Below are 23682 nucleotides of genomic sequence, written 5' to 3'. Positions count from 1 at the left end.
CCGCGCGAGGCACAACCCTATCAGCCGCGCGAGCAGCGCGACCAGCCGTACCAGCCGCGCGGCGATTATCAGCCGCGACACGACCGCAATCGCGACAATCGTCAGGATCGTCACGACAATCGTCAGCACGACAATCGGCAGCACGACACGCGCCAGCATGAAAACCGTCAGCCGCAGCAGGCCAACGGCAATCAGGAGGAGGATGTCGAGCGGCTGCCGTCCTTCATTACCGGTGCGGCTCCTGCCGCGGCGGGCGAACAACCCAATGGCGGCCACGAGGCTCAGGGCGACCGTTTCCCGCTGCATCGCCGGCGTCGGCGCGGCCCGCGCGGGCCGCGCCCCGAGGGAGCCGGCGACGGCGGCGACGAGGCGCAGAGCCAGCCGCCGGCCGGGGAGTAACTCGTCCCGCCATTACAGGACAGACGAAAAGGCGCGGGGCGCCGAATCGGGCGTTATTGCCAATGCCGAAGTTAGCGCCCCTGCCCGGGTACGCCGGCGCCCAGGAAGGACGACGTTGAGGTCCGCACCGCACCGCCGGGCGACGGCGCCAGCGCCGGCTCGAGCCGCGGCACAAGGACGCGCTTTTCGCGCCGCACCGGAATTGCTCGATAGGCCTGCTTGCTGGCCTCCACGATATGCACGCCCGGAAACGGAGCCAGAACGGTCGGACCCGCCCGTTCCCACGCACCGGCCGAGCGCAGGAACCAGTTGCGCTGCACCGGCGGGACGAACAATGCCTCTCCCCAGCCCTTGGGCGCGAACAGCGTCTCGCGCAGGATGCGGGTGATCTGCGAACGCGAATAGGGCCGGCCGTGACCGAATGGCGTCGTGTCCACGCGCGCCCACAAGCCGCGCCGATTCGGTACCACCGCGAGAAGCCTGCCGTTTGCCGACAATACCCGCCACACCTCGCGCAGCAGCCTGACCGGGTCGTCCGCCATTTCCAGCGCATGCACCAGCAGCACGCGGTCGACCGCGGCGTCCGTCAGCGGCAAGTCGGTCTCGTCAACCAGTGATGCGAGCCCGGCCCGGTTGGACGGCCATTTTACCACCCCCTGGGAGGCCGGCATGAAGGCGAGGCAGCGTTCCGCATCCTCGCGGAAAATGCCGAGATAGGGCGTGGTGTAGCCAATTCCGGCAATCCGCTCGCCGCGCACCTCGTTCCAATGCGCGCGAATGCCTTGCCCAACGAAACGCCGCGCCACGATCCCGAGCGGCTGAGCATAGAAATTCCGCAAATCGACAACGTCGATGAACATGGCGCAATGGTAGCATGAAACGCGTCCGCCCGACTGCGACGACGGCACCCATGGTCAACATTCTCGAACCGCGAGCATCGTGCTAGTGTCCCGAATCCGAAGTCCGCCTCCTTCTGCGGCTTGCTCGTGAGCGGACTTCGGATTCGAAGGACACTAGCAAACCTGTGATTCTGGTGTGGTTTGGTTCGGAAATCCGCTTGAAGGGCGTGCTGCAAGAATGAAGCGGATTTCCGAACCACCACACTAGCGTTGTTTTTTTTGCACCTGCGCAACGGAACCGACATGCCGGCCAAAGTCCACCAATTCCCCTGCCTCTCCGACAATTTCGGCGTTCTGATCCACGACCCCGAAACCGGCGCCACGGCGGCGATCGATGCCCCCGAAGCGGCGGCCGTCGAGAAAGCGCTGAAAGAGACCGGCTGGACGCTGACCGACATTCTGGTGACCCATCATCATGCGGATCACACGCAAGGCATTCCGGAGCTGAAGGCGAAGCACAAGTGCAAGGTCACATCGCCGAAGGCCGAGGCGGCGAAGATCGCGGATACCGACGCCACCTATGGCGAAGGCGACAGCGTCAGGGTCGGCTCTCTGGAAGCGCGGGTGATCGATACACCCGGCCACACGGCGGGCCATATCTCGCTCGTGTTCGACAAGGACAAGATCGGGTTTTTCGGCGATACCCTGTTCTCGATCGGCTGCGGCCGCGTGATCGAGGGCACGCCCGCGCAGATGTGGGACTCGCTGTTGAAAATCCGTGCGCTGCCGGACGACATCACCTTCTATTGCGGGCACGAATATACCCAGGCCAACATCAAGTTCGCGCTCACCATCGAGCCGGACAATCCGGCCCTGCAGAAGCGGGCGGCGGAGGTGGACGAACTGCGTGCCGCCGGCAAGCCGACGCTGCCGCAGACGCTCGGCACCGAAAAGGCCGCCAATGTCTTCCTGCGGGCGGATATTCCCTCGGTCGCGGCGGCCGTCGGCATGACGGGCAAGTCCGCGGCGGAGGTGTTCCGGGAAATACGGGAGCGGAAGAACAAGTTCTGACGTGAGCCCGATTCCGCCGATGGTCGCGCCCCCGGAATGACCAGCCTATTTCGATGACCCTCCCGCTCTCCGGCATTCTCGTGGTCTCGCTCGAACAGGCGGTGGCGGCGCCACAGGCCACCTGCCGGCTTGCCGATGCCGGTGCACGCGTCATCAAGGTCGAACGGCCGGAGGGCGATTTTGCGCGCGGCTATGACAGCTACGTGCACGGCGAAAGCGCCAACTTCGTCTGGCTCAACCGCGGCAAGGAATCGGTGGTGCTGGATCTGGGCAAACCCGACGACAAGCAGCTGTTCGCGGCCATGCTGGCGAAGGCCGATATATTCGTGCAGAACCTCAAGCCGGGCGCGATCGCGAAACTCGGGTTTGCGATTGCGGAGCTTCGCAGCAGGCATCCGCGGCTGATCTGCTGCTCGATCTCCGGCTACGGCGAGAGCGGCCCTTTCATGACGCGCAAGGCCTATGACCTGCTGGTGCAGGCGGAAGTCGGGCTTGCCTCCATCACCGGCGGACCGGAGGCACCGGCCCGCGTCGGCTTTTCCGTTGCCGATATCGGCGCCGGCATGAATGCCTATCAGGCGATCCTGGAGGCGCTGATCGCGCGCGGCCGCACCGGAGAAGGCGCGAGCATTTCGGTGTCGCTGTTCGACGCAATGGCGGAATGGATGACGGTGCCGCTGCTGTCGCACGAAGGCGGGCATCCGTTCCGGCGTATCGGGCTCGCGCATGCGGCGATCGCGCCTTATGGCGTGTTCAGGTCGAAGGACGGCGCCGACATCCTGATTTCGATCCAGAACGATCGCGAATGGCGCGTGCTGGCCGACAAGATACTGGGTGATTCCGCGCTCGGAACGAACCCGAAATTCGCAACCAGCATTCAGCGGGTGGCTCATCGGGCCGAGACCGACGCCATGGTCGCCACGGCCTTCGTGCGTCTCGATGTGGCAGAGTTGATGGCGATGCTGGAGAAGTCCGACATCGCCTTCGCGCGCGTGAGCGATTGCGCGCTTCTGTCCGCGCATCCGCATCTGCGGCGCATCACGGTCGACACGCCCAGCGGACCGGCGACGATTCCGGCGCCGGCGCCGATCGTCGACATGCCGCGGCGCTATGGCGCGGTGCCAGCGCTTGGCCAGCACAGCGACGACATCCGGAAAGAGTTTCTGGGAAACACCAACGAAGGGAAGCGACCATGAACAAGGACATGTACGACAAGGGCCTGTCGATCCGCCGCAAGGTGCTGGGCGATGCCTATGTCGACACCCAGCTCAAGAATGCCGACGACTTCAACCGGCCGCTGCAGGAACTCGTCACCGAATATTGCTGGGGTCATGTCTGGGGACGCGAGGGCCTGCCGCTGAAGCAGCGCTCGATGCTGAACCTCGCGATGATCTCGATCCTCAACCGGCCGCATGAACTCAAGGCGCATATCAAGGGCGCGCTGACCAACGGCGTGAGCAAGGACGAGATCATGGAGGTGTTCCTCCAGGTCGCGATCTATGCCGGCGTGCCCTGCGCGGTGGATTCCTTCCGCATCGCCCGCGAGGTGTTCGCGGCGGAAGGGAAATAGGTTGCGGGAACCCGTGGTCCGTGTTGGATGCACGGGGTTTGCGTGGACCAAGGGGCGATGGCCGACATCCTGATTGCCGATATCGGCGGCACCACCAGCCGTGCAGCCTTTGCCTCGATCGGTGGCCGGCCGGAGCGGATCGTCACCATCGCCAATGACAGCGTCGACGGACCGGAGGGCGTGCTGGCACGCCTGCTGGACGGTGCTCCGCATCGGCCGCGGGCGGCGGTGCTCGCGTTCGCCGCTCCGGTGAATGGCGATGAAATCGCGCTCACCAACCGCAACTGGTGTGTGCGGCTGCCGGACCTGTCCGCGCGTTTCGGAATTTCGTCAATTCATGCCGTCAACGATTTCGAGGCTCTCGCCTGGGCACTGCCCTTGCTGCGGCGGGACGATCTCCAGCCGATCGGCGGCGATTGTGTTTTCCCGCCCGGCGTGAAGCTCGTGATCGGACCCGGCACCGGCCTAGGCGTTGCTGCGCTGGTGCCGACCCGCGACGGCTTGCACGTCATCGCAAGCGAGGCCGGCCACAGCTCCTTCGGTCCGGCCTATGCGGACGAAGAGTCCGTGTTTCACCGGCTCGCCGAACAGAATGCGCCGCTCTCCGCCGAATCCGTGCTCTCGGGCACGGGCCTAGCGGCGCTGCATGACGCCATGCATCCCGGGACCCTCCGGGTGAAGCCGGAGATGATCGTGCGCCAGGCGGCCGCCGGCAATCGCGAGGCGCGCGCCACGGTCGCGATGTTCGTGCGCCTGCTCGGCCGCTTCGCCGGCGACATGGCGCTGAGTTTCCGGGCGAGCGGCGGCGTCTATGTTGCCGGCGGAGTTGCGACCGGGCTCGGCCCGCTGTTCGACGCGCGGCTGTTCCGCGCGGCGTTCGAGCGGCACCCGCCCTATGAGGCGATGCTGAAGGCGATGCCGTCCGCATTGATTACCTGCGCGGAGCCGGGCCTGATTGGTTGCGTCGCGGTTGCGGAACGGTTGATGCGGAAGGCGTGATCTCGCGTGCCGGACGTGGGGACCTAAGCCAGGCCCATCTCTGTCAGCGCCTCGACATAACATTGTGCGGATTGCGCATCGAAGCAGCACAGCACCACACGCGTGATGCCACGCGGCTTTGCCGACAATTCAGAGACGACGGTGCCGGTAGCGATGCGCGCAGCGCGGTCGGCCGGATAGCCATAGATGCCGGTCGATATTGCCGGAAAGGCAAGGCTGGCGAGCCCGTTCGCAACCGCGAGTTCCAGCGACTGGCGATAGCAGGACGCCAGCAGCGCGTCCTCATCCCGCTTGCCGCCGCCCCAGACCGGACCGACCGCATGGATCACATGACGCGCGCTGAGCCGATAACCGCGCGTGATCTTTGCGTCGCCGGTCTCGCAACCGCCCAGACTTTCGCATTCGGTCTTCAGTTCGGGGCCCGCCGCGCGAAAGATCGCGCCGCAGACGCCGCCGCCGGGCGAAAGCGCCTCATTGGCCGCATTGACGACGGCATCAACGTCGAGCGCGGTGATGTCGCCGATCAACAGATCGATGTGAGCCTGCCCGGCTTCAATGGAGAGGATCGGGGAGTTGGACATGACCGCATTGTATCACGGCGAACGCGGCAACTCCCTCTCCGCTTCGGGAAAAGGACAATCGGGACCACGAGGCAGCTACGCCGCGGTCTCCTTCACCAGATCGAGCGTGGAGCGATGGCCGATATCGGCGAAATGCCGGTCCAGGAAGCGTCGCGCGGCGCGGCGGCCGGCGCGATGCAGGAGCGAGAAGAAGTCGTAGTCGGTCTTCAGCCGCGAACCGTTGAGCCTCTTGTCGAGGCCTTCGAGCAAAATGCGATGCACGTTGACCGCGGGCGCGTGCCGGGTGCCGCGCCCCACATATTCGAGTGCACGCAGCTCGGCCGCGAGCGAGGAGGAGAACGATATCTCGTTCACGCGGTTGAGAATATCGCGCGCCGAGGTGGGGGTATCGTCGCGCTTCAACGGCGCGATCTGCACCAGCAGCACATCGTCCGCGTTCGAGGCAACCAGGGGCAGAATTGCCGGATTGCCTGTAAAGCCGCCATCCCAATAGGGCTCGCCGTCGATCTCGACCGCGCGGAACACATGCGGCAGCGCTGCCGAGGCCATCACAACGTCGGCGCTGATATCCTCGCGCCGAAACACCCGCAACCGACCGGAATGGACATTGGTCGCCGAGATGAACAGCTCCATCTCCGCATAGGCGCGGATCGCTTCGAAATCGACGAACCGGCCAATCAGATCCTTCAGCGGGTTGATGTTGAGCGGGTTGAAATCATACGGGCTCATCAGCCGCGACATCGCGTCGACGAACAATTGAACCGGTGAACCGCCCACCGGAAACAGCGCGAGCACGCGGTCCAGCACCGCACGCTGCGGCCCCGGCAGAGCGCCGCCGAGACTCGCCGCGCGCCAGAATTCGGCCAGCCGCTTGCGCGCCTCGACAGGCCCGCCCCGCGCCAGCCCGTCCGCCAGCATCACCGCATTGACCGCGCCCGCCGAGGCGCCGGACACACCCGAAAACACGAGCCGTCCATCCTCCAGCAGATAATCGAGAACGCCCCAGGTGAAGGCACCATGCGCGCCGCCGCCCTGCAGCGCCAGATTGACCCGCCTGACGCCCGGACGGAACCGCAGCCCCGTCAAAAGGCGGTTAACGCCGGCCGACATGTCCTTGAGCATTCCGCTTCCTGGTTTCGTCACCCGCAGTGAACGAACCTAGGGGCATTTTGTTGCATTGCAATAATTCATTTTGTGCATTGCACAACCCAATTGCAACACATTCGCCCATGTTGCGGTTCGAATTGGGGCCTATATGAGAAAGCCATGAGCAGCCCGATCTTTCCCGCTCCGGATCACGACCACAATCGCTGCAGCGCCGACGCCTTGCGCCATGCCGAGGCGCTCTGCGACCAGCGCGCACAGAAGCTCACGCCGACGCGCCGCCAGGTGCTGGAGGTGCTGCTGGAGAACCACAAGCCACTCGGCGCCTACGAGATCATTGATCGCGCCGCACGGCACGGCACGCGACACGCGCCGATCACGGTCTACCGCGCCCTCGATTTCCTGATCGAGAACGGGCTCGCGCACCGCATCGAAAGCCGCAACGCCTATATCGCCTGCGTGCACGGGCACGACCCCAGCGATCTCGTGGTGTTTCTGATCTGCGAGCGCTGCGGCGAGGTTGGCGAAGCGCCATCGCAGGCTGTGGCGGACTCCCTGAGATCGGCGACCCGCGCCGCCGGTTTTTCGCCCAAGGCGCCGGTGATCGAGATCACCGGCGTGTGCGCAAATTGCAGATAGGTGCGACTGCCGGCTCAGCGGTAGCTCGCCGGAAGGCGGCATGACCGCCATTCCATCCGCTTGCTGGCGCAGCGAACCAAAGTCCGTTACCAGAACCCACGTCTCCCCGCCGGGAATCCTGAATGACCTCGACCACGCAGGCGCCGCACGATGCGGCGACACGCTCGCTGGAATTCGGCGCGTCCGCTCTCATCGTATTTCTCTGCATGTGCTGGGGTTTCAACCAGGTGGCGGTGAAACTGGCTCTGCCCGACATTCCGCCGCTGACGCAGGCGGCGATCCGCTCGGCCGGCGCCGCGCTGATCATCTGGGCCTATGCGCGGACCCGCGGCATTTCACTCGACATGCGCGACCACACGTTGAAGGCGGGGCTGATCGCAGGCGTGCTGTTCGGACTGGAATTCATCTTCATCTACCCGGCGCTGCTCTACACCACCGCAAGCCGCGCCACCCTGTTCATCTATGCCGCGCCGTTCGTCGTGGTGCTCGGCTCGCATTTCCTGGTCCCGACCGATCGGTTCCGATGGACGCAATGGGCGGGCCTGGTGATGTCGTTCGCCGGCCTTGTGCTCGCATTCGGCGTGCCTACACCGTCCGCCAATGCGAACCAGTTGCTCGGCGACTTTCTGGCGCTGTCGGGAGGCATCGTCTGGGGCTTTACGACGCTGGTGCTGAAATCGACCTCGCTGGCCCGCGCCGCACCCGAAAAGACCTTCCAATATCAGCTCGTGGTTTCCGCGCCGATGCTCGCCGTCGCGGCCTGGCTGCTTGGCGAGCGGGTCACGCAGATGCCGGGCGCGGTCGCGCTGACCTCACTCGCCTATCAGACTTTCTGGGTGGTTTCGATCACCTTTCTGATCTGGTTCACCATGGTGGCGCGATATTCGGCAAGCCGTCTTTCGGCCTTCACATTCCTGACACCATTATTCGGCGTGTTCGCAGGGCATCTGGTGATGGGCGATCCCATCACGCCGGCCTTTGCGGGCGCGGTCGCGCTGGTGATCGGCGGCCTCATCCTGGTCAACCGGCCGCGCTGAGCCAAGATCGTGAGCCAAGATCGCATGCGTCTTTCGTCGTGTTTATCCGGGTTCCGGCGCGGCCCGCGCGAAGGTCATACTCCCGTTTTCGCATTCCGATGCTAGATTAGAGCCATGGACCAGATTACCACCCCGCAAGTTCTCGGCGGACCCGCGCCACGCCACGCCAGCGTTGCCGTGGATGTCGGCGGCGTCACGGTAGGCGGCGGCGCCCCGATCGTCGTGCAGTCGATGACCAACACCGACACCGCCGACGTCGAACAGACCACCCGGCAGGTCGCCGCCCTCGCCCGTGCCGGCTCCGAGCTTGTGCGCATCACCGTCGACCGTGACGAGGCCGCAGCCGCGGTGCCGCATATCCGCGATCGCCTCGCCAGGATGAATGTGCGGGTGCCGCTGATCGGCGATTTCCATTATATCGGCCACAAGCTCTTGGCCGATCATCCGGCCTGCGCCGAAGCGCTCGACAAGTACCGGATCAATCCGGGCAATGTCGGCTTCAAGGACAAGAAGGACAAGCAGTTCGGCGCCATCATCGAGACCGCGATCCGGCACAACAAGCCGGTGCGCATCGGCGCCAATTGGGGTTCGCTGGACCAGGAATTGCTCACGCATCTGATGGACGAAAACGCGACATCGGCGGCGCCGCTGGAAGCGCGCGCGGTGATGCGCGAGGCGATGGTGCAATCCGCGCTGCTGTCGGCCGATCGCGCGGTTGAAATGGGCTTGCCGAAGAACCGGATCATCCTGTCGGCGAAGGTCTCCGCGGTGCAGGACCTGATCGCGGTCTATCAGGTGCTGGCGCAGCGTTCCGATTATGCGATCCATCTCGGCCTCACCGAAGCCGGCATGGGATCGAAGGGCATCGTCGCCTCATCCGCCGCGCTCGGCATCCTGCTGCAGCAGGGCATCGGCGACACCATACGCGTCTCGCTGACGCCGGAGCCCGGCGGCGACCGCACCGTCGAGGTGAAGGTCGCGCAGGAAATCCTGCAGACCATGGGGTTTCGCACCTTCGTGCCGCTGGTCGCGGCCTGCCCCGGCTGCGGGCGCACGACGTCGACCACGTTCCAGGAACTGGCGCGCGACATCCAGAATTTCATCCACACCTCGATGCCGGAATGGAAGACGCGCTATCCGGGCGTCGAAGCGCTGAATGTCGCGGTGATGGGCTGCATCGTGAACGGTCCCGGCGAGAGCAAGCATGCCGATATCGGCATTTCACTTCCGGGTACCGGCGAAGCGCCGGCCGCACCCGTGTTCATCGACGGCAAGAAGTCGGTGACGCTGCGCGGACCGACCGTTGCTGCGGATTTCAAGACATTGGTGATCGATTATATCGAGCGGCGCTACGGCTCCGGCGGCGCCGGGCGGACGGCGGCGGAATAGAGCCCGGCGCGTCAGTTCCTGCGGTCGCCGGTCAGTGACGCTACTTCCATCACCAGATACAGCAGACCGAAAATGGCGGCGCTCACGAGCACCAGCGGAATGAGGTTCTCAAGCATCTGGGGCGGTCCTCCTGTCGCCTCTGACCTCTAAAAACGAAAGCCGGCCATCTGCGTTCCAGCGGCGCTGCTTGATGACAAGGCTTTAATGGATGCAGCGCACAAGCCCCTCGCGGCCACAGCAATGGAACGCAACCGGTGACGTTTCCGCGGTTTTCCACGCAGGCGGGCTTGCGGCATTCTGACCCTCCGGGAGGCCGCATTGCGGCCACGCCGCGCAGGTCCCATATGCTGGCCATGTCGTACACCGATCCAACCCGCCCACCCGTGGAACGCCCGCGCGTGGAGCCCGAAATCATTCCGCCGAATGCGCGACGGGACGGGCGCGGCGCGTTCGAAAACATCTTCGTCCGGGTCGAGGAGAGCGACGACGGCATCCGTCGCGTTCAGATCAAGAAGATCGGCCCGTTCACGCTGGCGCTGATCCTGCTTGGTGTCGGACTTGCCGTCGGCATCGTCTTCCTGCTGCTCGCCGGGCTGGTGCTGCTATGGATCCCCATCGTGATCGCCGGAATCCTGTTCGCAGTGTTTTCGGTTTCGGCGCGCGACCTTTGGCGGCGGTTTCAGGGCCGCTGGCGGTAGACGCTATTGCTGCATGCGCGCGCGTAGCTTGCGCCAGCCGCGCACCGCGAAGGCAACAAAGATCGCCCAGGTCACCAGCGCGCCGAAACCGAACACGAAACGCGCCATGGTTTCGTTTGCGGGGCCGGAGAGGCTCGCTCCGCCGATCGACATCGCCGACCGGAACCCGCCGCCCGCGCCGAGCGCCACCCAGGTGCCGGCCAGCGCCAGCATCGCCACGATGCCGAGCCCAAGCGCAAGCTGAAGCACATGCAATGCGAAGGGCGCGCGATCCGGCAGCGTGCCGTCGCGTGCCGTCGACCCGGCAAGGGCCGACAGGGTCACGGAAGCGCCGGCCAGCACGAAGGCCATGCCGGCCGCGCCAAGCACCCAGAGCGGCGCATTTGCGCCCTTGGCCGGCAGCAATCCGGATGCCATCAGGACGAACGGAAAACCGATCGCGGCGACGAGGAGCCCGATGACGGCTCCGGCGACACTTGCTTTCGGCATTGACTGCGCCACGATCCACACTCCCGTTCGCAGGAAATGTGAACCGGTTGTCTGGCAAAAGTCTTAAGCCAGCAAAAGCCTCGGTTGCGCAGTGGCTTACGTGTGGCGCAGCGCCTCGATCGGATCGAGCCTGGAAGCGCGCAGCGCCGGATACCAGCCGAAGAACACACCGACGAGACCCGAGAAAACCACTGCCAGCACGATCGACACAGGCTCGATCAGCAGCGGCCAGCCGGCCGCGTTCGAGATGATATAGGCCGCACCGACCCCGAGCAGAACGCCGACGAACCCGCCGATTGCCGCAAGGCCGGTCGCCTCGAACAGGAACTGCCGCAGAATGTCCCATTGCCGTGCGCCGAGCGCGAGGCGGAGCCCGATCTCGCGCGTGCGCTCGGTCACCGAAACCAGCATGATGTTCATGATGCCGATGCCGCCGACCGCCAGCGAAACGCCGGCAACGGCGGCATGCAAGATCGCAAGAGTGCGCGCGCTCGCCTCTCGGGTGGCGGCAATGTCAGCCAGATTGCGCACCGTGAAGTCATCGTCCTGTCCGGGTTGCAGACGGTGACGCTGTCGCAACAGGCGCTTCACGTCATCCTCGACCAGGCTCATGTCCTCGCCGTCGACCACCTTCACATAGATGAAGCCGACCGCCCGCGCATTGGCCTGATTGCGGCCCAGCACGCGCTGGCGAGCGGTTGCGAGCGGCACCATCACCACATCGTCCTGATCCTGCCCCCAGGTCGACTGGCCCTTCCTGGCCAGCACCCCGATCACGCGGAACGGCACGTTGCGGATCCGCATTTCCTGCCCGACCGGATCAAGCCCGCCATAGAGATTGCGCGCGACCGTCTGGCCGATCACCGCGACCTGCGCGCCGCGCGAAAGCTCTTCCGGTTCGTACGCGCGCCCATGCTCGACATCCCATTCGCGGGCTTCGAAGAAGCCGTTATCGACACCGAAGACGCTGGCCGCCCAGTTCTGCCCGCCGGCAATCAGCTGCGCGCTGCCGCGCATATAGGGCGCGACCGCCTGCACGGCGGCAACCTCCTTTTCGATCGCGATGGCGTCGTCCTCGGTCAGGGTCGAAGCCGCGCCCATGCCGAGCCGCACCCCACCCTGGGTCACGTTGCCGGGTGTGATGAAAAGCAGGTTCGCGCCGAGGCTTCTGATCTGCGCCACCACCTGCTCGCGCGCGCCGCCGCCGACCGCGACCATGGCGATCACCGCACCGACACCGATGATGATGCCGAGCATGGTGAGCGCGCTGCGCAGCTTGTGCAGGCGCAGTGCATCGAGCGCCGACAGGATGGCGTCGCCGTTGGTCATTCGGCGGCCTCGTGATGCGCGTGGTGAGCCTTGCCAAGCTCCTCGAGCCGCTTCGCTGCGTCCACCGGCGTATGGCGCCGATCGGACTGCACGCGACCATCCAGGAAACGGATCAGGCGGTTGGCATAGGCCGCGATGTCGGGCTCATGGGTCACGATCACGACGGTCATGCCGTCGCGGTTCAATTCCTGAAACAGCGCCATCAGTTCGACCGAGGTCCGGCTGTCGAGCGCGCCGGTCGGCTCGTCGGCAAGCAGCATTTTCGGCTGATTGACGAGCGCGCGGGCAATCGCAACCCGTTGCTGCTGGCCGCCGGAAAGCTGCGTCGGCCGATGATGGATCCGCTCGCCAAGTCCGACGCGCTTCAGCGCGCTCACCGCCTTCTCACGGCGCGCAGCGCGATCCTCACCGGCATAGACCATCGGCAACTCGACATTGGCTAGCGCTTCAAGCCGGTCGAGCAGATGGAATTGCTGAAACACGAAGCCGATTTTCCGGTTGCGGACGGCAGCGAGCGCGTCGCCGCTCAGTGTCGACACCAGGTCGCCATCGAGCCGGTAGGTGCCGGACGTCGGCTTGTCGAGGCAACCGATCACGTTCATGAAGGTCGACTTGCCCGAGCCTGACGGCCCCATCACCGCAACGAAATCCCCTTCCTCCACCGCGATGGAAACGCCGTCCAGCGCGCTGACGATTTCACCACCGAGCTTGTAGAGGCGGGTAAGGTGGCCGGTTTCGATCAGCGGCATGGCGCGGATTTTCCCAATACGCCCTGTGTCATCAGAACCCGAACCGCGGCCCGCGACGCGGCGCGCCCGCCCGCGATGCGCCGCCGACAATGACCTCGGCGCCCACCTCAAGCCCGGCAACGACTTCGGTCGAGCCGCCATCGGTCGCGCCGATGCGAACCGTGACGCCTTCCGGCTTGCCGTCGCGGCCGACCACAAACACCCGGCCGGTCTGGGTCGCGCGCGCTTCGCGGCTCTCCGCATTGCGCTTCACGATGGCCTCGAAGGCCGGCTTCTGTGCCGGCGTCAGAAGAGCGGCAATCCGCTGCTCCAGCAACTGACGCGCCGTACGCAGGCGTTCGCGCCGGGCATTGATGTCGCCGTCCCCCGCCGCGCCCTCGAACAGGCTCTGCCGCATCTCGAGAATCGCGGCGTCGATCTCACGCGTCTGTTCCGGACTCGGCTTGACCTCTTTCCGGATCGCTTCGACGAATTCCGCACTGTTGCCGCCGGCTCGGCGCGGCGCCCGCGAGGCTGCCGACGGCACTGGCGTCAGGGGCTGGTCGGCAAGCGACGGCGGGCGCCAGCGCAAGGCCGCATTCGGAATCCGCACCACATTGTCGCGCCGCTCGGTCTCGATGCGCAAATTCGCCGTCATGCCAGGAAGCAATTCGCGGCGCGGATTCTCGATGGAGATGATCGTCGTATAGATCACGACATTCTGCACGATCTGCGAGCCGAGCCGCACCTGCTTGACAATGCCTTCGAAGGTCCGGCCCGGAAAGGCATTGACCGTGAATGTCGCGCGCTGGCCGGGCTTGATGCGCCCGACATCGGTCTCGTCGATATTGGCGGCAATCTCCATGCGGGAGAGATCGTCGGCAATCAGGAACAGAATCGGCGCCTGCAGCGACGCGGCGACGGTGGCGCCAAGCTCGACGTTGCGCTGCACGACCACGCCTGACACCGGCGACTTGATCTCGGAATTGGAAAGATCGACCTCGATCTGCCGCACCGCCGCTTCGCGCTGCTGAATCTGCGCGCTGACCGCGGCGAGGTTGGCCTGTGCGACCTGGAGGTCCGCCGCGAGCCCAAGAATGTTGGCCTTGGCGGAATTTACCTGCGCCCTCGCCGAGGCAAGCGCCGCCTCCTGCGCATCGCGGTTCGCGCGCGCGGTGTCCACCGCCGCTTCGGCAGCGAAGCCCCGGCTGCGCAGATCGTTCTGGCGCTTGTAGATGCGATCGTTGTCCGCCAGCAGCGCATCGTTGCGGGAGACCTGCGCTTCCATGTCGGCCTGCGCCGCTTTGGCCTTTTCGGTCTCGGCCTTGACCTTCTCGATCTGGCCTTCGGTCACGAGTTTCTGGGCGCGCATCTGCGCCAGATCGGCGCGCGCCGCATCGAGTCTGGCCCGGATATGGTCCTGGTTCAGCCGCGCCACCACCTGCCCGGCCTTCACCTCGGAATTGTAGTCGGCCAGGATTTCGACGACCTGTCCCGACAATTGCGAGCCGACGATGACGGTCGTGGTCGGATTGATGGTCCCGGTGGCACTGACGGACGCAACAATCTCGCCGCGGTCGGCCTTGGCGGTGCGGTAGCTGCCTTCGGCGGGCGCCCCGTTCCAGCCCGGGACAAAGTAAAGCGCGGCCGCGCCGGTCGCGGCGAGGAACAGGACTAAAACGGGCAACTTGCGCATGATCGTCTACCCCGGCAACCAGATGTAGTATCGGACCCGGGCTTCGTCACCTTACAGATTGGACAGTCGGCAGACACAAAGCGTCACAATCCCCGCAAATGTGACCTGCAATTCAATTGTGAGCTCCAATTGCTCCGAAATATGGGCGCCGGCGTGAAAGCTACTTCTCGCGTGTTGCGATGAAACGGGCTGTTTCGCTCAGGATGGCGGCACGCTCCCCGAACGGCGCAAGCGCCGCTTCGGCCTCCGCGACACAGCGCGCAAGGCGGTCGCGCGCCGCTGCAATCCCGAACAGCGATACCAGCGTCGCCTTTCCAACCGCGGCATCCTTGCCGGTGGCCTTGCCGACGGTGGCAGCATCGCCCTCGACGTCCAGCAGGTCGTCGGCGATCTGAAAGGCCGTTCCGATGGCGCGTCCGTAGCGCGACAGGGCCTCGCCCTGAACCGGCGTGGCATTGCCGAGGAGACCGCCCGCGATGCATGCGAAATGCAGGAGAGCGCCGGTCTTCATTGCCTGCATGGTGACAACGGATTCCTCGGTCGCGGAGGTCGCTCCGAAACGCCCCTCGGCTGCCAGATCGAGCATCTGTCCGCCGGCCATGCCGCCGAGACCGGAGCCGCGCGCCAGTTCGCGCACCAGCGCGATCCGTACCGCCGGATCGGGATGGGTCGCGTCCTGCGACAGAATGTCGAAGGCGAAGGTGAGAAGCGCGTCGCCGGCAAGGATCGCGGTTGCATCGTCATAGGCACGATGCAGCGTCGGGCGTCCGCGCCGGAGGTCGTCGTTGTCCATCGCCGGCAGATCGTCATGCGCGAGCGAATAGCAATGCACGCATTCGAGTGCTGCGGCAGCCATCAGCGCGCGCGCGCGCGGGACCGCGAACAGCGCCGCGCTCTCGATCACCAGAAACGGACGCAGCCGCTTTCCACCGCCGAGTGCGGCGTAGCGCATGGCCTCAAGCAGGCGTCCCGGACGCGCGATCTCGCCCTCGCCTGCGGCATCGGCCAGCAGGGTTCCAAGCAGATGCTCGCTGTCCTCCGCGGCCGCATCGAGGGCGCGGTCAAAGGCGCTCTTCATGATCCACCGCGTTCGCGACGCTGGGCCGCATTCATTGTCTTGTCACGCTGCATGAGACTCTCTAGGGGTGACGATCCATCGGGCCGGATTTGGTGACGTTATCGCAGCAACCGTCGACGCGTTCCAGCCGCAGCGGTCTGCGCCGGGCCTTGCGGGTCGCGGCGCTCCTCGCGCTGATCCTGATCGTCCTGCCGTATCTGCTGACGCCGCTTTACCTCGTGGCGCGGCCGATCTCCACACCCATGCTGTGGCGCTACGTGACGTTCCAGCCGGTGACGCGGCTCTGGCGTCCGCTGGAGGATTTCGCGCCGGTGCTGCCGCGCACCGTCATCGCCTCCGAGGATGCCCAATTCTGCAACCATCACGGGATCGACTGGCGGGGCCTGCGCGACATCATCCAGGAAGCCGAAGACTTCGAAGATTTGCGGGGCGGCTCCACCATCACCCAGCAGACCGCCAAGAATCTGTTCCTGTGGCAGGGGCGATCCTACATCCGCAAGGCGCTGGAATTGCCGCTGGCGGTCTGGATGGACCTGATCCTCGGCAAGCGCCGGATCATGGAAATCTACCTCAACGTCGCGGAATGGGGCCCGACCGGCCAGTTTGGCGCGGAGGCTGGGGCGCGGCGCGCCTTCGGGAAGTCAGCGGCCGATCTGGATGCACGCCAGGCCGCCCTGATGGCGGCCATGCTGCCCAATCCCAGGCGCCGGGACGCCCAGAAGCCGGGGCCGGCGGTCCGCCGGCTTTCCGGCATCTACCAGCGGCGGGCCAACACGGCAGGCCTCGACGCCTGCCTGAAGCGGACACCCCGGGCGGCGCGAGTTCCGGCCAAAAACCCCAGTGGAGCGGATTTGACATTCGCTACCCAACTGGCCGCCCTAGAAGGCGTGCGAATGTTGGAATCGGACCACTAGCGCCGGCAGGACCGTTCCTTTATAAGCCGCCGCAATCCGTCACATCCGGTCCGGCAGGGTTTCCTTCGGTGGTTCCCTGGACCGGATTGTCTTTTTTCAGGAGTTTCGCCAATGGCCGTTCCGAAACGAAAAACCTCGCCGTCGCGGCGCGGGATGCGCCGGTCCGCCGACGCCCTCAAGCAGCCCGCCTATGTCGAGGACAAGGATTCCGGTGAATTCCGCCGTCCGCACCATCTCGATCTCAAGACCGGGATGTACAAGGGCCGGCAGGTGCTGAAGGTGAAGAGCGCCGAAGCCTGATCGTCTGGTTTGATGGGCGCGCAACAGCAGATAAGGTGACGCAATCTGCGTAGACTTGATTGCGACGCAAATCCGGCAGCCCCTTTTGCTGATTGCGCACCGGGGGACAGGAGAGAACGTCCCGGAGGGCATGATTGATGTATCTCGTCGGCTTTCCTCTCCTGCTTATCCCGCTCGCGATCTACAACATGATCGCGTTTCTGTTCGATCTCGGTTTCGCGGACACGGTGTTCTCCATTCCGATGATGTCCGGCGCAACGCTGGGCGTCACCACCGCCGACCTGCTGATCATTCTCTCGATTCTGCTGCTGTTCGTCGAAATCCTCAAAGCCACGCGGTTCGGCGTGAAGTCGATCGTCGATCACCTTCTGTCTTTCGTCGTCTTCGTCGCGGCCCTGCTTGAATTCATCATGGTGCAGAAGGCGGCGACCTCGACCTTCCTGATCTTCCTGGTGATCTGCGCCGTCGACGTGATCGGCGGATTCTCGATCTCGATCCGCGCGGCCTCGCGCGACTATACCGTCGATGGCCATCATCCGATGGCACACTGATCCCGACATTCACCAGCCGTCATGACCCGCGATTTCCAAGCGCCCGGCCGGTCGCTGGTCTATGCCACCGGATGCATGGTCGCGACGTCGCACCCGCTGGCCTCGCTGACCGCGATCGAGATCCTGCGCGCGGGCGGCACCGCGGCCGACGCCGCGGTTGCCGCGATGGCCGCAGCCTGCATCGGCGAGCCGCATATGACGGGGATCGGCGGCGACTGTTTCTGTCTGGTAGCGCGGCCGGGCCGGCCGATCTGGGGCTATAACGGGTCCGGCCGAACCGGCGGCGCGATGCACGCCGAAGCGCTGATCGAACAGGGATTGACGGGGATCGCGATCGACTCCGTCCATGCGGTGACGGTACCCGGAGCGATCGAGGCCTGGGATGCAATCCTGAAGGCGCATGGCCGTTTCGGATTTGACCGGGTGCTCGCGCCCGCGATCGCGGCAGCCGAAGCCGGCGTCCCGGTGCAGCCGCGTGTCGCGCTCGACTGGGCGCTCGCGGTGCAGAAGCTGCGCAAGCATTCCGCCACCGCAAAGCATCTGCTGCGCGAAGGAGAGGCGCCCAGGGCCGGCGATGTGGTGCGGTTTCCAGCACTCGCCGCGACGCTTCGCACGATCGCAAAAGGCGGCGCGCGCGCATTCTATGAGGGCGAGATTGCCGATGACATCGTCGCGAGCCTGTCATCGCAGGGCGGCGTGCTGACGGCGGCGGATTTCGCCGCGCATCGTGGCGAGGAGGCAGGCCCGATCTCGACCGATTATCGCGGGCTCGAGGTGGTCGAACTGCCACCGAACGGCCAAGGCCTGGCGGCGCTGGTGCTGCTGAACATTCTCGAACGCTTCGAGATGGGCGCGCTGGCTGCCAGCGGCGCGGACCGGCTGCATATTCTGATCGAAGCCGCACGTCTCGCCTATGGCATGCGCAACACGAATATCGCCGACCCTGCCTTCATGTCCGAACAGGTCCAGGCCCTGCTCGACCGCGGCTTTGCTGCAAGGCTCGCAGGCATGATCGACCCCACGAAGCGCTCGCAATTTCCGACGGCGATCCGGCCGATGGGCTCAACGGTGCTGGTCTGCGTCGTCGACCGCGACCGCAATGCCGTCGCCATGATCAATTCGCTGTTCTCGGCATTCGGATCGGGGATCGCGACGGAAAAGACCGGCATCCTTCTGCATCATCGCGGTTCCGGGTTCAATCTGACACCCGGACATCCCAATTGCATCGGTCCGTCGAAGCGGCCGCTGCATACCATCATTCCGGCGATGACCCGGCGCGACGGCCGCGTCGATATGACCTTCGGCGTGATGGGTGGCGCCTACCAGGCGATGGGGCACGCCCATCTCATCTCGAACATCGTCGATCATGGCATGGACCTGCAGACCGCGATCGACTGGCCGCGGGTCTTCTTCGAGGGCGAACAGGTCCAGGCGGAGACCGGCATCGACTCCCACGTCATCGAGGCGCTGCGCGCGCGCGGCCACGATGTGGCCCGGCGTTCCATGCCGCATGGCGGCGGTCAGGCGATCCGCATCGACTGGGAGCACGGGGTATTGATCGGGGCGTCCGATCCGCGCAAGGACGGCATTGCGCTGGGGTATTGATATTCGTCTTTCCGGGACGCCCACGGCCGGGAACGACGGACGGCTCACACCTTCTTCGACAGCACGCGCCCGGTCTTTACCGGACGCTTCGCCGTCTTGCGGTAGCTCGCATTGGCGTCTGCCGGGTCGGCCCTGCGCTTCTCGCGCTGCTGCGGCGCGTCGAATTTGCTGGCGAAAACATGCGCGAGAAACAGCGTGTCGGCATAGCGCGACGGTCGCGGCTTGCGTGGCGTTGACTTTTCGTTAACCGCGATCAGATCGCGACTATCTGCCTTCGCCTTGTCCCGAACGGGGTCAGCCTGAACCGGGGCATCGGCGTCACGCTTCGTTTTGTCGGCCGGCACGGCGGCTCCTGGGTCAAAATGGGACGCGATCGCCCTCTCACCGGTTGAATCGCAAGGCCCGTGCCGACCAACGCCGCACGCGATCCGGCGTTCCTACAAAGCAAACGCCCGGCTTTGCCTCTTGTTTAGTTCTTACCGGTTAGGCTGGCGGCTCCGGATGACGTTTCTGCGCGGAACGGCACCCTCAGAAAGGACCGACCTTGGCTGGAGACACTGACATTCCGCGCAACCCGCGGTCCGGAGAGCCGCGCCAGGATGCCTTCGCGGCCGAACCGCTGGATTGTGCCGCGATCATGCAATCGGCGGGCGAGGCAGCCTATGAATGGCGGATGGATACCGACTCCCTGACCTGGGGCGCGGGCGCCGCCGCACTGCTCGACCTGCGTGACACCGCATCCATCACCACCGGGCGCGGTTTTGCGAATCTCCTTGATCCCGGCAACGCCCGCACGCGCTTCGATGCCATCGTGCATTCGGCGGGAGCCGACCAGGGTGCGGGCGTCCCCTACCAGGTCCAATATGCGCTTCGTTCCGGCCCGCGTTCGCCCAAATTGTGGATCGAGGATACCGGCCGCTGGTTCGCCGGCGCGGACGGCAAGCCGCACCTGGCGCATGGCGTCATCCGCGTCATCAACGACCGCCATGAGCGCGAACAGAGGCTCGCTTTTCTGTCGCGCTTCGACGCACTGACCGGCGAAATCAATCGCTGGCATCTGACCGAACAACTGGCGCACGTGCTGCAGGAAGCCGCGCAGGCACAAACTTCCTGCGGCTTTCTGCTGGTCGCCGTCGACAATCTCGGTCGCGTCAACGAGGCTTACGGCTACGACGTCGCCGACGAGGTCATCAGCGTCATCGCCAAGCGCCTGCGCAGCCGCACGCGCGCCATTGATACGCTCGGCCGGTTTTCGGGCAACAAGTTCGGAATCATTTTGACCAATTGCGCGCCGGAAGAGATCGGCGCTGCCGCCGAGCGCTTTCTCGCGATCATGCGCGACGACGTCGTGATGACGACGGCCGGGCCGGTCTCGGTCACCGGCACGATCGGCGGGGTTACGGTGCCGCGCCACGCCGCCAATATCGAGGAGGTGCTGGCGCGGGCGCAGGAGACGCTCGACCGCGCCAAGGAAAAGCGGCCGGGCTCCTTTCTCGCCTACCGGCCCAATCCCGAGCGCGAAGCGCAGCGCCGCGCGAATATCCGCGCGACCGACAAGATCGTGACCGCCTTGAACGAACGGCGCATCCTTCTGGCCTACGAACCTGTGGTCGACGCTCAGACCCGGGACCTCGTGTTCCACGAATGCCTGCTTCGCATCCGCCGAGTCGATGGCAGCCTTGTTCCGGCGCGCGAGATCGTGCCGGTGGCCGAACGGCTTGGTCTGGCGCGGCTGCTCGATCAGCGCGTGCTCGAACTGGCGATTGCGGAGATGGCGGCGCATCCGCAATTGCATGCGAGCCTGAATGTCTCGGCGTCTTCAACCATGGATCCGGACTGGTGGTCCAGGCTCGAGGCATTGTTGCGGCTATACGACACCGTGGCGACGCGGCTGATCGTGGAAATCACCGAAACCACCGCGATTCACGACATCGACAACGCACGCGGTTTCGTGCGCCGGGTGAAGGATTTCGGCGCCCGCATCGCCATCGACGATTTCGGCGCGGGCTATACCTCATTTCGCAACCTGCGCCAGCTCGGCGTCGACATGATCAAAATCGATGGCGCCTTCGTTCAGAATCTGACGCGCTCGGAAGACGACCGCACCTTCGTGCGCACCATGCTCGACCTTGCACGCGGGCTGAAACTGAAAACGGTTGCCGAATGGGTGCAGGACGAGCAATCGGCCGCCATACTCGCCGCATGGGGCTGCGACTATCTGCAGGGCGAACATATCGGACTGGCGCGCCTCGACTGGTACGGCACGCGTCACGACAAGTCCGCTTCGCGCCCCGATCAGGCACGGGCCTAGTGGAGCGGATCTGACGACCGGCGTTCCGTGCGTCAGCTCTTGTCGCTGATCTGATCGATGCGCCGCTGCATCTCCTCGATCTGACGCTTGAGCGCGTCGATATCCTCGGAAGAGGTGGCGGTCTTGTCGGCGTCGGCTTTTTCCTGATTGGCGGCGGCGCCCCCGCGGGCGAACGGCGTGAACATGGAGAACGCCTTCTCGAACATCTCCATGTTGCGCCGGACCTGATCCTCCATCGGCCCGAACGGGCTCGCGCCAACGCCGACGCCAAAGGCCTGCGCCATCTGCTGACGCATTTTTTCCTGTTCCTTGGTGAAGGATTCCAGCGACACCTCAAGATAGCGCGGCACCATCATCTGCATGGAGTCGCCGTAGAAGCGGATCAACTGGCGCAGGAAATTGATCGGCAGGAGGTTCTGGCCTTCCTTGTTTTCCTGCTCGAAAATGATCTGCGCGAGCACCGAGCGGGTGATGTCTTCGGAGCTCTTGGCGTCGTAGACAACGAAATTCTCGCCGGCCTTCACCATCGTCGCCAGGTCTTCCAGCGTCACATAGGTGCTGGTCCCGGTATTGTAGAGGCGCCGGTTGGCGTATTTCTTGATCGTGATGGGTTCGTCGGATTTTGCCATGATATCGCTTGTGCGGCGCCCGCTGACACCCGGAATTGGGCCTGTAGATCGAAAATAGGCGGTTTCAAGCGGCCAAGCCACCGTTTTGTGCGGGTCGCATCCGGCCGGATCGCATGGCGGGCGGTTTTGCCGCGCGAACGCGCCATGCTATGGCGATCCGCAACAGACAGGGAGCAACTTCATGCAGGATGATATCGTCATCGTGGGTGCCGCGCGCACGCCGGTTGGGGCCTTCAACGGGGCTTTTGCGAACCTGCCGGCGCATGAACTGGGGAAGGTCGCCATCGAGGCCGCATTGAAGCGCGCCGGAGTGGACGGAAAGGACGTCTCCGAAGTCATTATGGGACAGATCCTGACCGCCGGTCAGGGTCAGAACCCCGCCCGCCAGGCCTCGATCGCGGCCGGCATTCCGGTCGAGAGCCCGGCCTGGGGCGTCAACCAGCTCTGCGGCTCGGGTTTGCGGGCGGTCGCGCTCGGCTATCAGGCGATCCTCAACGGCGATTCCGACATCGTGGTCGCCGGCGGCCAGGAATCCATGAGCATGGCGCCGCATTGCGCACATTTGCGCAGTGGCGTGAAGATGGGCGATTTCGCCATGGTCGACACCATGATCAAGGACGGCCTCTGGGACGCCTTCAACGGCTATCACATGGGGACCACCGCCGAGAACGTGGCCAAGCAATATCAAATCACCCGCCAGCAGCAGGATGAGTTTGCGGCGGGCTCGCAGAACAAGGCCGAAGCCGCCATGAAGGCCGGCAAGTTCAAGGACGAGATCGCGCCGGTCACGATCAAGACCCGCAAGGGCGATATCGTTGTCGACACCGACGAATATCCGAAGGCCGGCGTGACCCCGGATTCGATCGGCAAGCTCCGCCCGGCCTTCGACAAGGAAGGCACGGTGACTGCCGCCAATGCCTCGGGCATCAATGACGGCGCAGCCGCCGTGGTGCTGATGAAGGCCTCGCAGGCCAAGAAGGAAGGCCGGCCGATCCTCGCCCGCATCGCCTCCTGGGCCCATGCCGGCGTCGACCCCTCGATCATGGGGACCGGCCCGATCCCGGCCTCGCGCGCGGCCCTGCAGAAGGCCGGCTGGAAGGTCGGCGATCTCGACCTGATCGAGGCCAATGAGGCCTTCGCCGCGCAGGCCTGCGCCGTGAACAAGGAGCTTGGCCTCGACACCTCGAAGGTCAACGTCAATGGCGGCGCGATCGCGATCGGGCATCCGATCGGGGCCTCCGGCGCCCGGGTGCTGACGACGCTGCTCTACGAGATGCAGAAGCGCGATGCCAAGAAGGGCCTCGCCACGCTGTGCATCGGCGGCGGCATGGGGATTGCGATGTGCCTGGAGCGGGCGTAGCCCGCGAGCAGGCACCTGAACAACAAGCCTGGAGCGGGCGTAGCGCGCGAGCAGGCACCAACAAGCCTCGAGCGGCCATAGCCGGGAACGGGTGCCAGAACGCAGCGACCGTGAGACGCGCGGCGTTTTGCGCCGCAGCGTCGAGACGCCGCAACAGGTTGACTTGCATCATGGCCGGGGCTTGCCCCGGCCATCTACGTGTCTAGTGTAGGTTTTCCGGCTTGGATGACCGGACAAGAAAACGGGGGAAGCAATGGCTCGGGTGGCGCTGGTAACGGGGGGAACGCGCGGGATCGGGGAAGCAATCTGCAAGGCGCTCAAGGCCGCGGATTACAAGGTTGCGGCGAGCTATGCCGGCAATGACGA

25 protein-coding genes and 1 pseudogene are annotated in these 23682 nt (G+C 65.1%); 15 read left to right on the top strand and 11 right to left on the bottom strand.

Translation table 11 applies throughout. The annotated features are described in order from the left end of the window. Together AB7F49_RS29275 and AB7F49_RS29270 are read right to left on the bottom strand one after the other, a co-directional pair. On the bottom strand, positions 1-306 hold a 306-nt coding region (locus AB7F49_RS29275; protein WP_428529019.1), incomplete at its 3' end, for a hypothetical protein. Positions 307-470: 164 nt separating this feature from the next. Further along, positions 471-1259, bottom strand: coding sequence for a methyltransferase domain-containing protein (locus AB7F49_RS29270; RefSeq protein WP_428529017.1), 789 nt, complete (start codon positions 1257-1259; stop codon positions 471-473). 282 nt (positions 1260-1541) lie between these two features. Here AB7F49_RS29270 and gloB point away from each other — a divergent pair, with 282 nt between their 5' ends. The 4 genes from gloB to AB7F49_RS29250 are packed head-to-tail and all read left to right on the top strand — an operon-like array spanning position 1542 to position 4878. After that, complete coding sequence (gloB, locus tag AB7F49_RS29265) at positions 1542-2309, top strand: hydroxyacylglutathione hydrolase (protein ID WP_428529015.1); 768 nt, start codon at positions 1542-1544, stop codon at positions 2307-2309. A 53-nt stretch (positions 2310-2362) separates the two neighbouring features. Then, positions 2363-3505 (top strand): CaiB/BaiF CoA transferase family protein, encoded by a 1143-nt coding sequence (locus AB7F49_RS29260; RefSeq protein WP_428529013.1) that lies wholly within the window; start codon positions 2363-2365, stop codon positions 3503-3505. After that, positions 3502-3879, top strand: coding sequence for a carboxymuconolactone decarboxylase family protein (locus AB7F49_RS29255; RefSeq protein ID WP_428529011.1), 378 nt, complete (start codon positions 3502-3504; stop codon positions 3877-3879). Before AB7F49_RS29260 ends, AB7F49_RS29255 begins: the two co-directional genes overlap by 4 nt. A gap of 57 nt (positions 3880-3936) precedes the next feature. Continuing rightward, entirely contained in the window at positions 3937-4878 is a 942-nt protein-coding gene (locus AB7F49_RS29250) for a glucokinase (protein ID WP_428529009.1), read from the top strand. 23 nt (positions 4879-4901) lie between these two features. Here the strand turns inward: AB7F49_RS29250 and AB7F49_RS29245 are convergent, their stop codons facing one another. Then, entirely contained in the window at positions 4902-5459 is a 558-nt protein-coding gene (locus AB7F49_RS29245) for an O-acetyl-ADP-ribose deacetylase (protein ID WP_428529007.1), read from the bottom strand. Positions 5460-5534: 75 nt separating this feature from the next. Further along, positions 5535-6581 (bottom strand): patatin-like phospholipase family protein, encoded by a 1047-nt coding sequence (locus tag AB7F49_RS29240; protein ID WP_428529005.1) that lies wholly within the window; start codon positions 6579-6581, stop codon positions 5535-5537. 144 nt (positions 6582-6725) lie between these two features. Here AB7F49_RS29240 and AB7F49_RS29235 point away from each other — a divergent pair, with 144 nt between their 5' ends. The 4 genes from AB7F49_RS29235 (at position 6726) to AB7F49_RS29220 (ending at position 10326) form a co-directional block, all read left to right on the top strand. Beyond that, positions 6726-7202, top strand: a complete 477-nt coding sequence (locus AB7F49_RS29235; RefSeq protein WP_428529003.1) for a Fur family transcriptional regulator — start codon at positions 6726-6728, stop codon at positions 7200-7202. A gap of 122 nt (positions 7203-7324) precedes the next feature. Continuing rightward, positions 7325-8239, top strand: a complete 915-nt coding sequence (locus tag AB7F49_RS29230; protein WP_428529001.1) for a DMT family transporter — start codon at positions 7325-7327, stop codon at positions 8237-8239. Positions 8240-8353: 114 nt separating this feature from the next. After that, entirely contained in the window at positions 8354-9628 is a 1275-nt protein-coding gene (gene ispG, locus AB7F49_RS29225; RefSeq protein WP_428528999.1) for a flavodoxin-dependent (E)-4-hydroxy-3-methylbut-2-enyl-diphosphate synthase, read from the top strand. Positions 9629-9972: 344 nt separating this feature from the next. Beyond that, on the top strand, positions 9973-10326 hold the full coding sequence (locus AB7F49_RS29220; RefSeq protein WP_428528997.1) for a hypothetical protein: 354 nt from the start codon (positions 9973-9975) through the stop codon (positions 10324-10326). 3 nt (positions 10327-10329) lie between these two features. Here AB7F49_RS29220 and AB7F49_RS29215 read toward each other — a convergent pair whose 3' ends face one another. The 5 genes from AB7F49_RS29215 to AB7F49_RS29195 form a co-directional block, all read right to left on the bottom strand. Beyond that, positions 10330-10815, bottom strand: a complete 486-nt coding sequence (locus tag AB7F49_RS29215; RefSeq protein ID WP_428528995.1) for a hypothetical protein — start codon at positions 10813-10815, stop codon at positions 10330-10332. A 96-nt stretch (positions 10816-10911) separates the two neighbouring features. After that, a complete protein-coding gene (locus AB7F49_RS29210; RefSeq protein WP_428528993.1) occupies positions 10912-12144 on the bottom strand; it encodes an ABC transporter permease in 1233 nt (410 codons plus the stop codon). Continuing rightward, complete coding sequence (locus AB7F49_RS29205; RefSeq protein ID WP_428528991.1) at positions 12141-12893, bottom strand: ABC transporter ATP-binding protein; 753 nt, start codon at positions 12891-12893, stop codon at positions 12141-12143. Before AB7F49_RS29205 ends, AB7F49_RS29210 begins: the two co-directional genes overlap by 4 nt. Before the next feature lie 31 nt (positions 12894-12924). After that, complete coding sequence (locus AB7F49_RS29200) at positions 12925-14568, bottom strand: efflux RND transporter periplasmic adaptor subunit (RefSeq protein WP_428528989.1); 1644 nt, start codon at positions 14566-14568, stop codon at positions 12925-12927. 160 nt (positions 14569-14728) lie between these two features. After that, entirely contained in the window at positions 14729-15646 is a 918-nt protein-coding gene (locus AB7F49_RS29195) for a polyprenyl synthetase family protein (protein WP_428528987.1), read from the bottom strand. 137 nt (positions 15647-15783) lie between these two features. On the opposite strand from AB7F49_RS29195, the pseudogene mtgA reads away from it, so the two are divergent. The 4 genes and pseudogenes from mtgA to AB7F49_RS29175 all read left to right on the top strand — a co-directional run. Continuing rightward, a pseudogene (mtgA, locus tag AB7F49_RS29190) lies at positions 15784-16440 on the top strand (monofunctional biosynthetic peptidoglycan transglycosylase); the annotation flags it as partial. A gap of 231 nt (positions 16441-16671) precedes the next feature. Further along, positions 16672-16860 carry a 50S ribosomal protein L32 gene (gene rpmF, locus AB7F49_RS29185; RefSeq protein WP_325706119.1) on the top strand — a complete coding sequence of 63 codons (189 nt, stop codon included), beginning with the start codon at positions 16672-16674 and terminating at the stop codon, positions 16858-16860. A 137-nt stretch (positions 16861-16997) separates the two neighbouring features. After that, entirely contained in the window at positions 16998-17411 is a 414-nt protein-coding gene (locus AB7F49_RS29180; RefSeq protein ID WP_428529023.1) for a hypothetical protein, read from the top strand. A gap of 21 nt (positions 17412-17432) precedes the next feature. Beyond that, entirely contained in the window at positions 17433-19016 is a 1584-nt protein-coding gene (locus AB7F49_RS29175; RefSeq protein ID WP_428528985.1) for a gamma-glutamyltransferase family protein, read from the top strand. 44 nt (positions 19017-19060) lie between these two features. On the opposite strand, the gene AB7F49_RS29170 is transcribed toward AB7F49_RS29175, so the two are convergent. Continuing rightward, on the bottom strand, positions 19061-19360 hold the full coding sequence (locus AB7F49_RS29170; RefSeq protein ID WP_428528983.1) for a hypothetical protein: 300 nt from the start codon (positions 19358-19360) through the stop codon (positions 19061-19063). A 200-nt stretch (positions 19361-19560) separates the two neighbouring features. Between AB7F49_RS29170 and AB7F49_RS29165 the strand changes: the two genes are divergently transcribed. Beyond that, complete coding sequence (locus AB7F49_RS29165) at positions 19561-21327, top strand: putative bifunctional diguanylate cyclase/phosphodiesterase (protein WP_428528981.1); 1767 nt, start codon at positions 19561-19563, stop codon at positions 21325-21327. A 32-nt stretch (positions 21328-21359) separates the two neighbouring features. Here AB7F49_RS29165 and phaR read toward each other — a convergent pair whose 3' ends face one another. Then, on the bottom strand, positions 21360-21956 hold the full coding sequence (gene phaR, locus AB7F49_RS29160) for a polyhydroxyalkanoate synthesis repressor PhaR (RefSeq protein ID WP_428528979.1): 597 nt from the start codon (positions 21954-21956) through the stop codon (positions 21360-21362). 181 nt (positions 21957-22137) lie between these two features. Here phaR and AB7F49_RS29155 point away from each other — a divergent pair, with 181 nt between their 5' ends. Continuing rightward, on the top strand, positions 22138-23316 hold the full coding sequence (locus AB7F49_RS29155) for an acetyl-CoA C-acetyltransferase (RefSeq protein WP_428528977.1): 1179 nt from the start codon (positions 22138-22140) through the stop codon (positions 23314-23316). Between the two features lie 253 nt (positions 23317-23569). Next, the coding region (locus AB7F49_RS29150) for an SDR family NAD(P)-dependent oxidoreductase (protein WP_428529021.1) at positions 23570-23682 on the top strand (113 nt) is incomplete at its 3' end.

The sequence above is a fragment of the Pseudorhodoplanes sp. genome (assembly GCF_050250235.1).
Classification (GTDB): domain Bacteria; phylum Pseudomonadota; class Alphaproteobacteria; order Rhizobiales; family Xanthobacteraceae; genus Pseudorhodoplanes.
The sequence above is the reverse complement of the archived record's forward strand: the minus strand, read 5'-3'. Positions and strand labels throughout refer to the sequence as shown.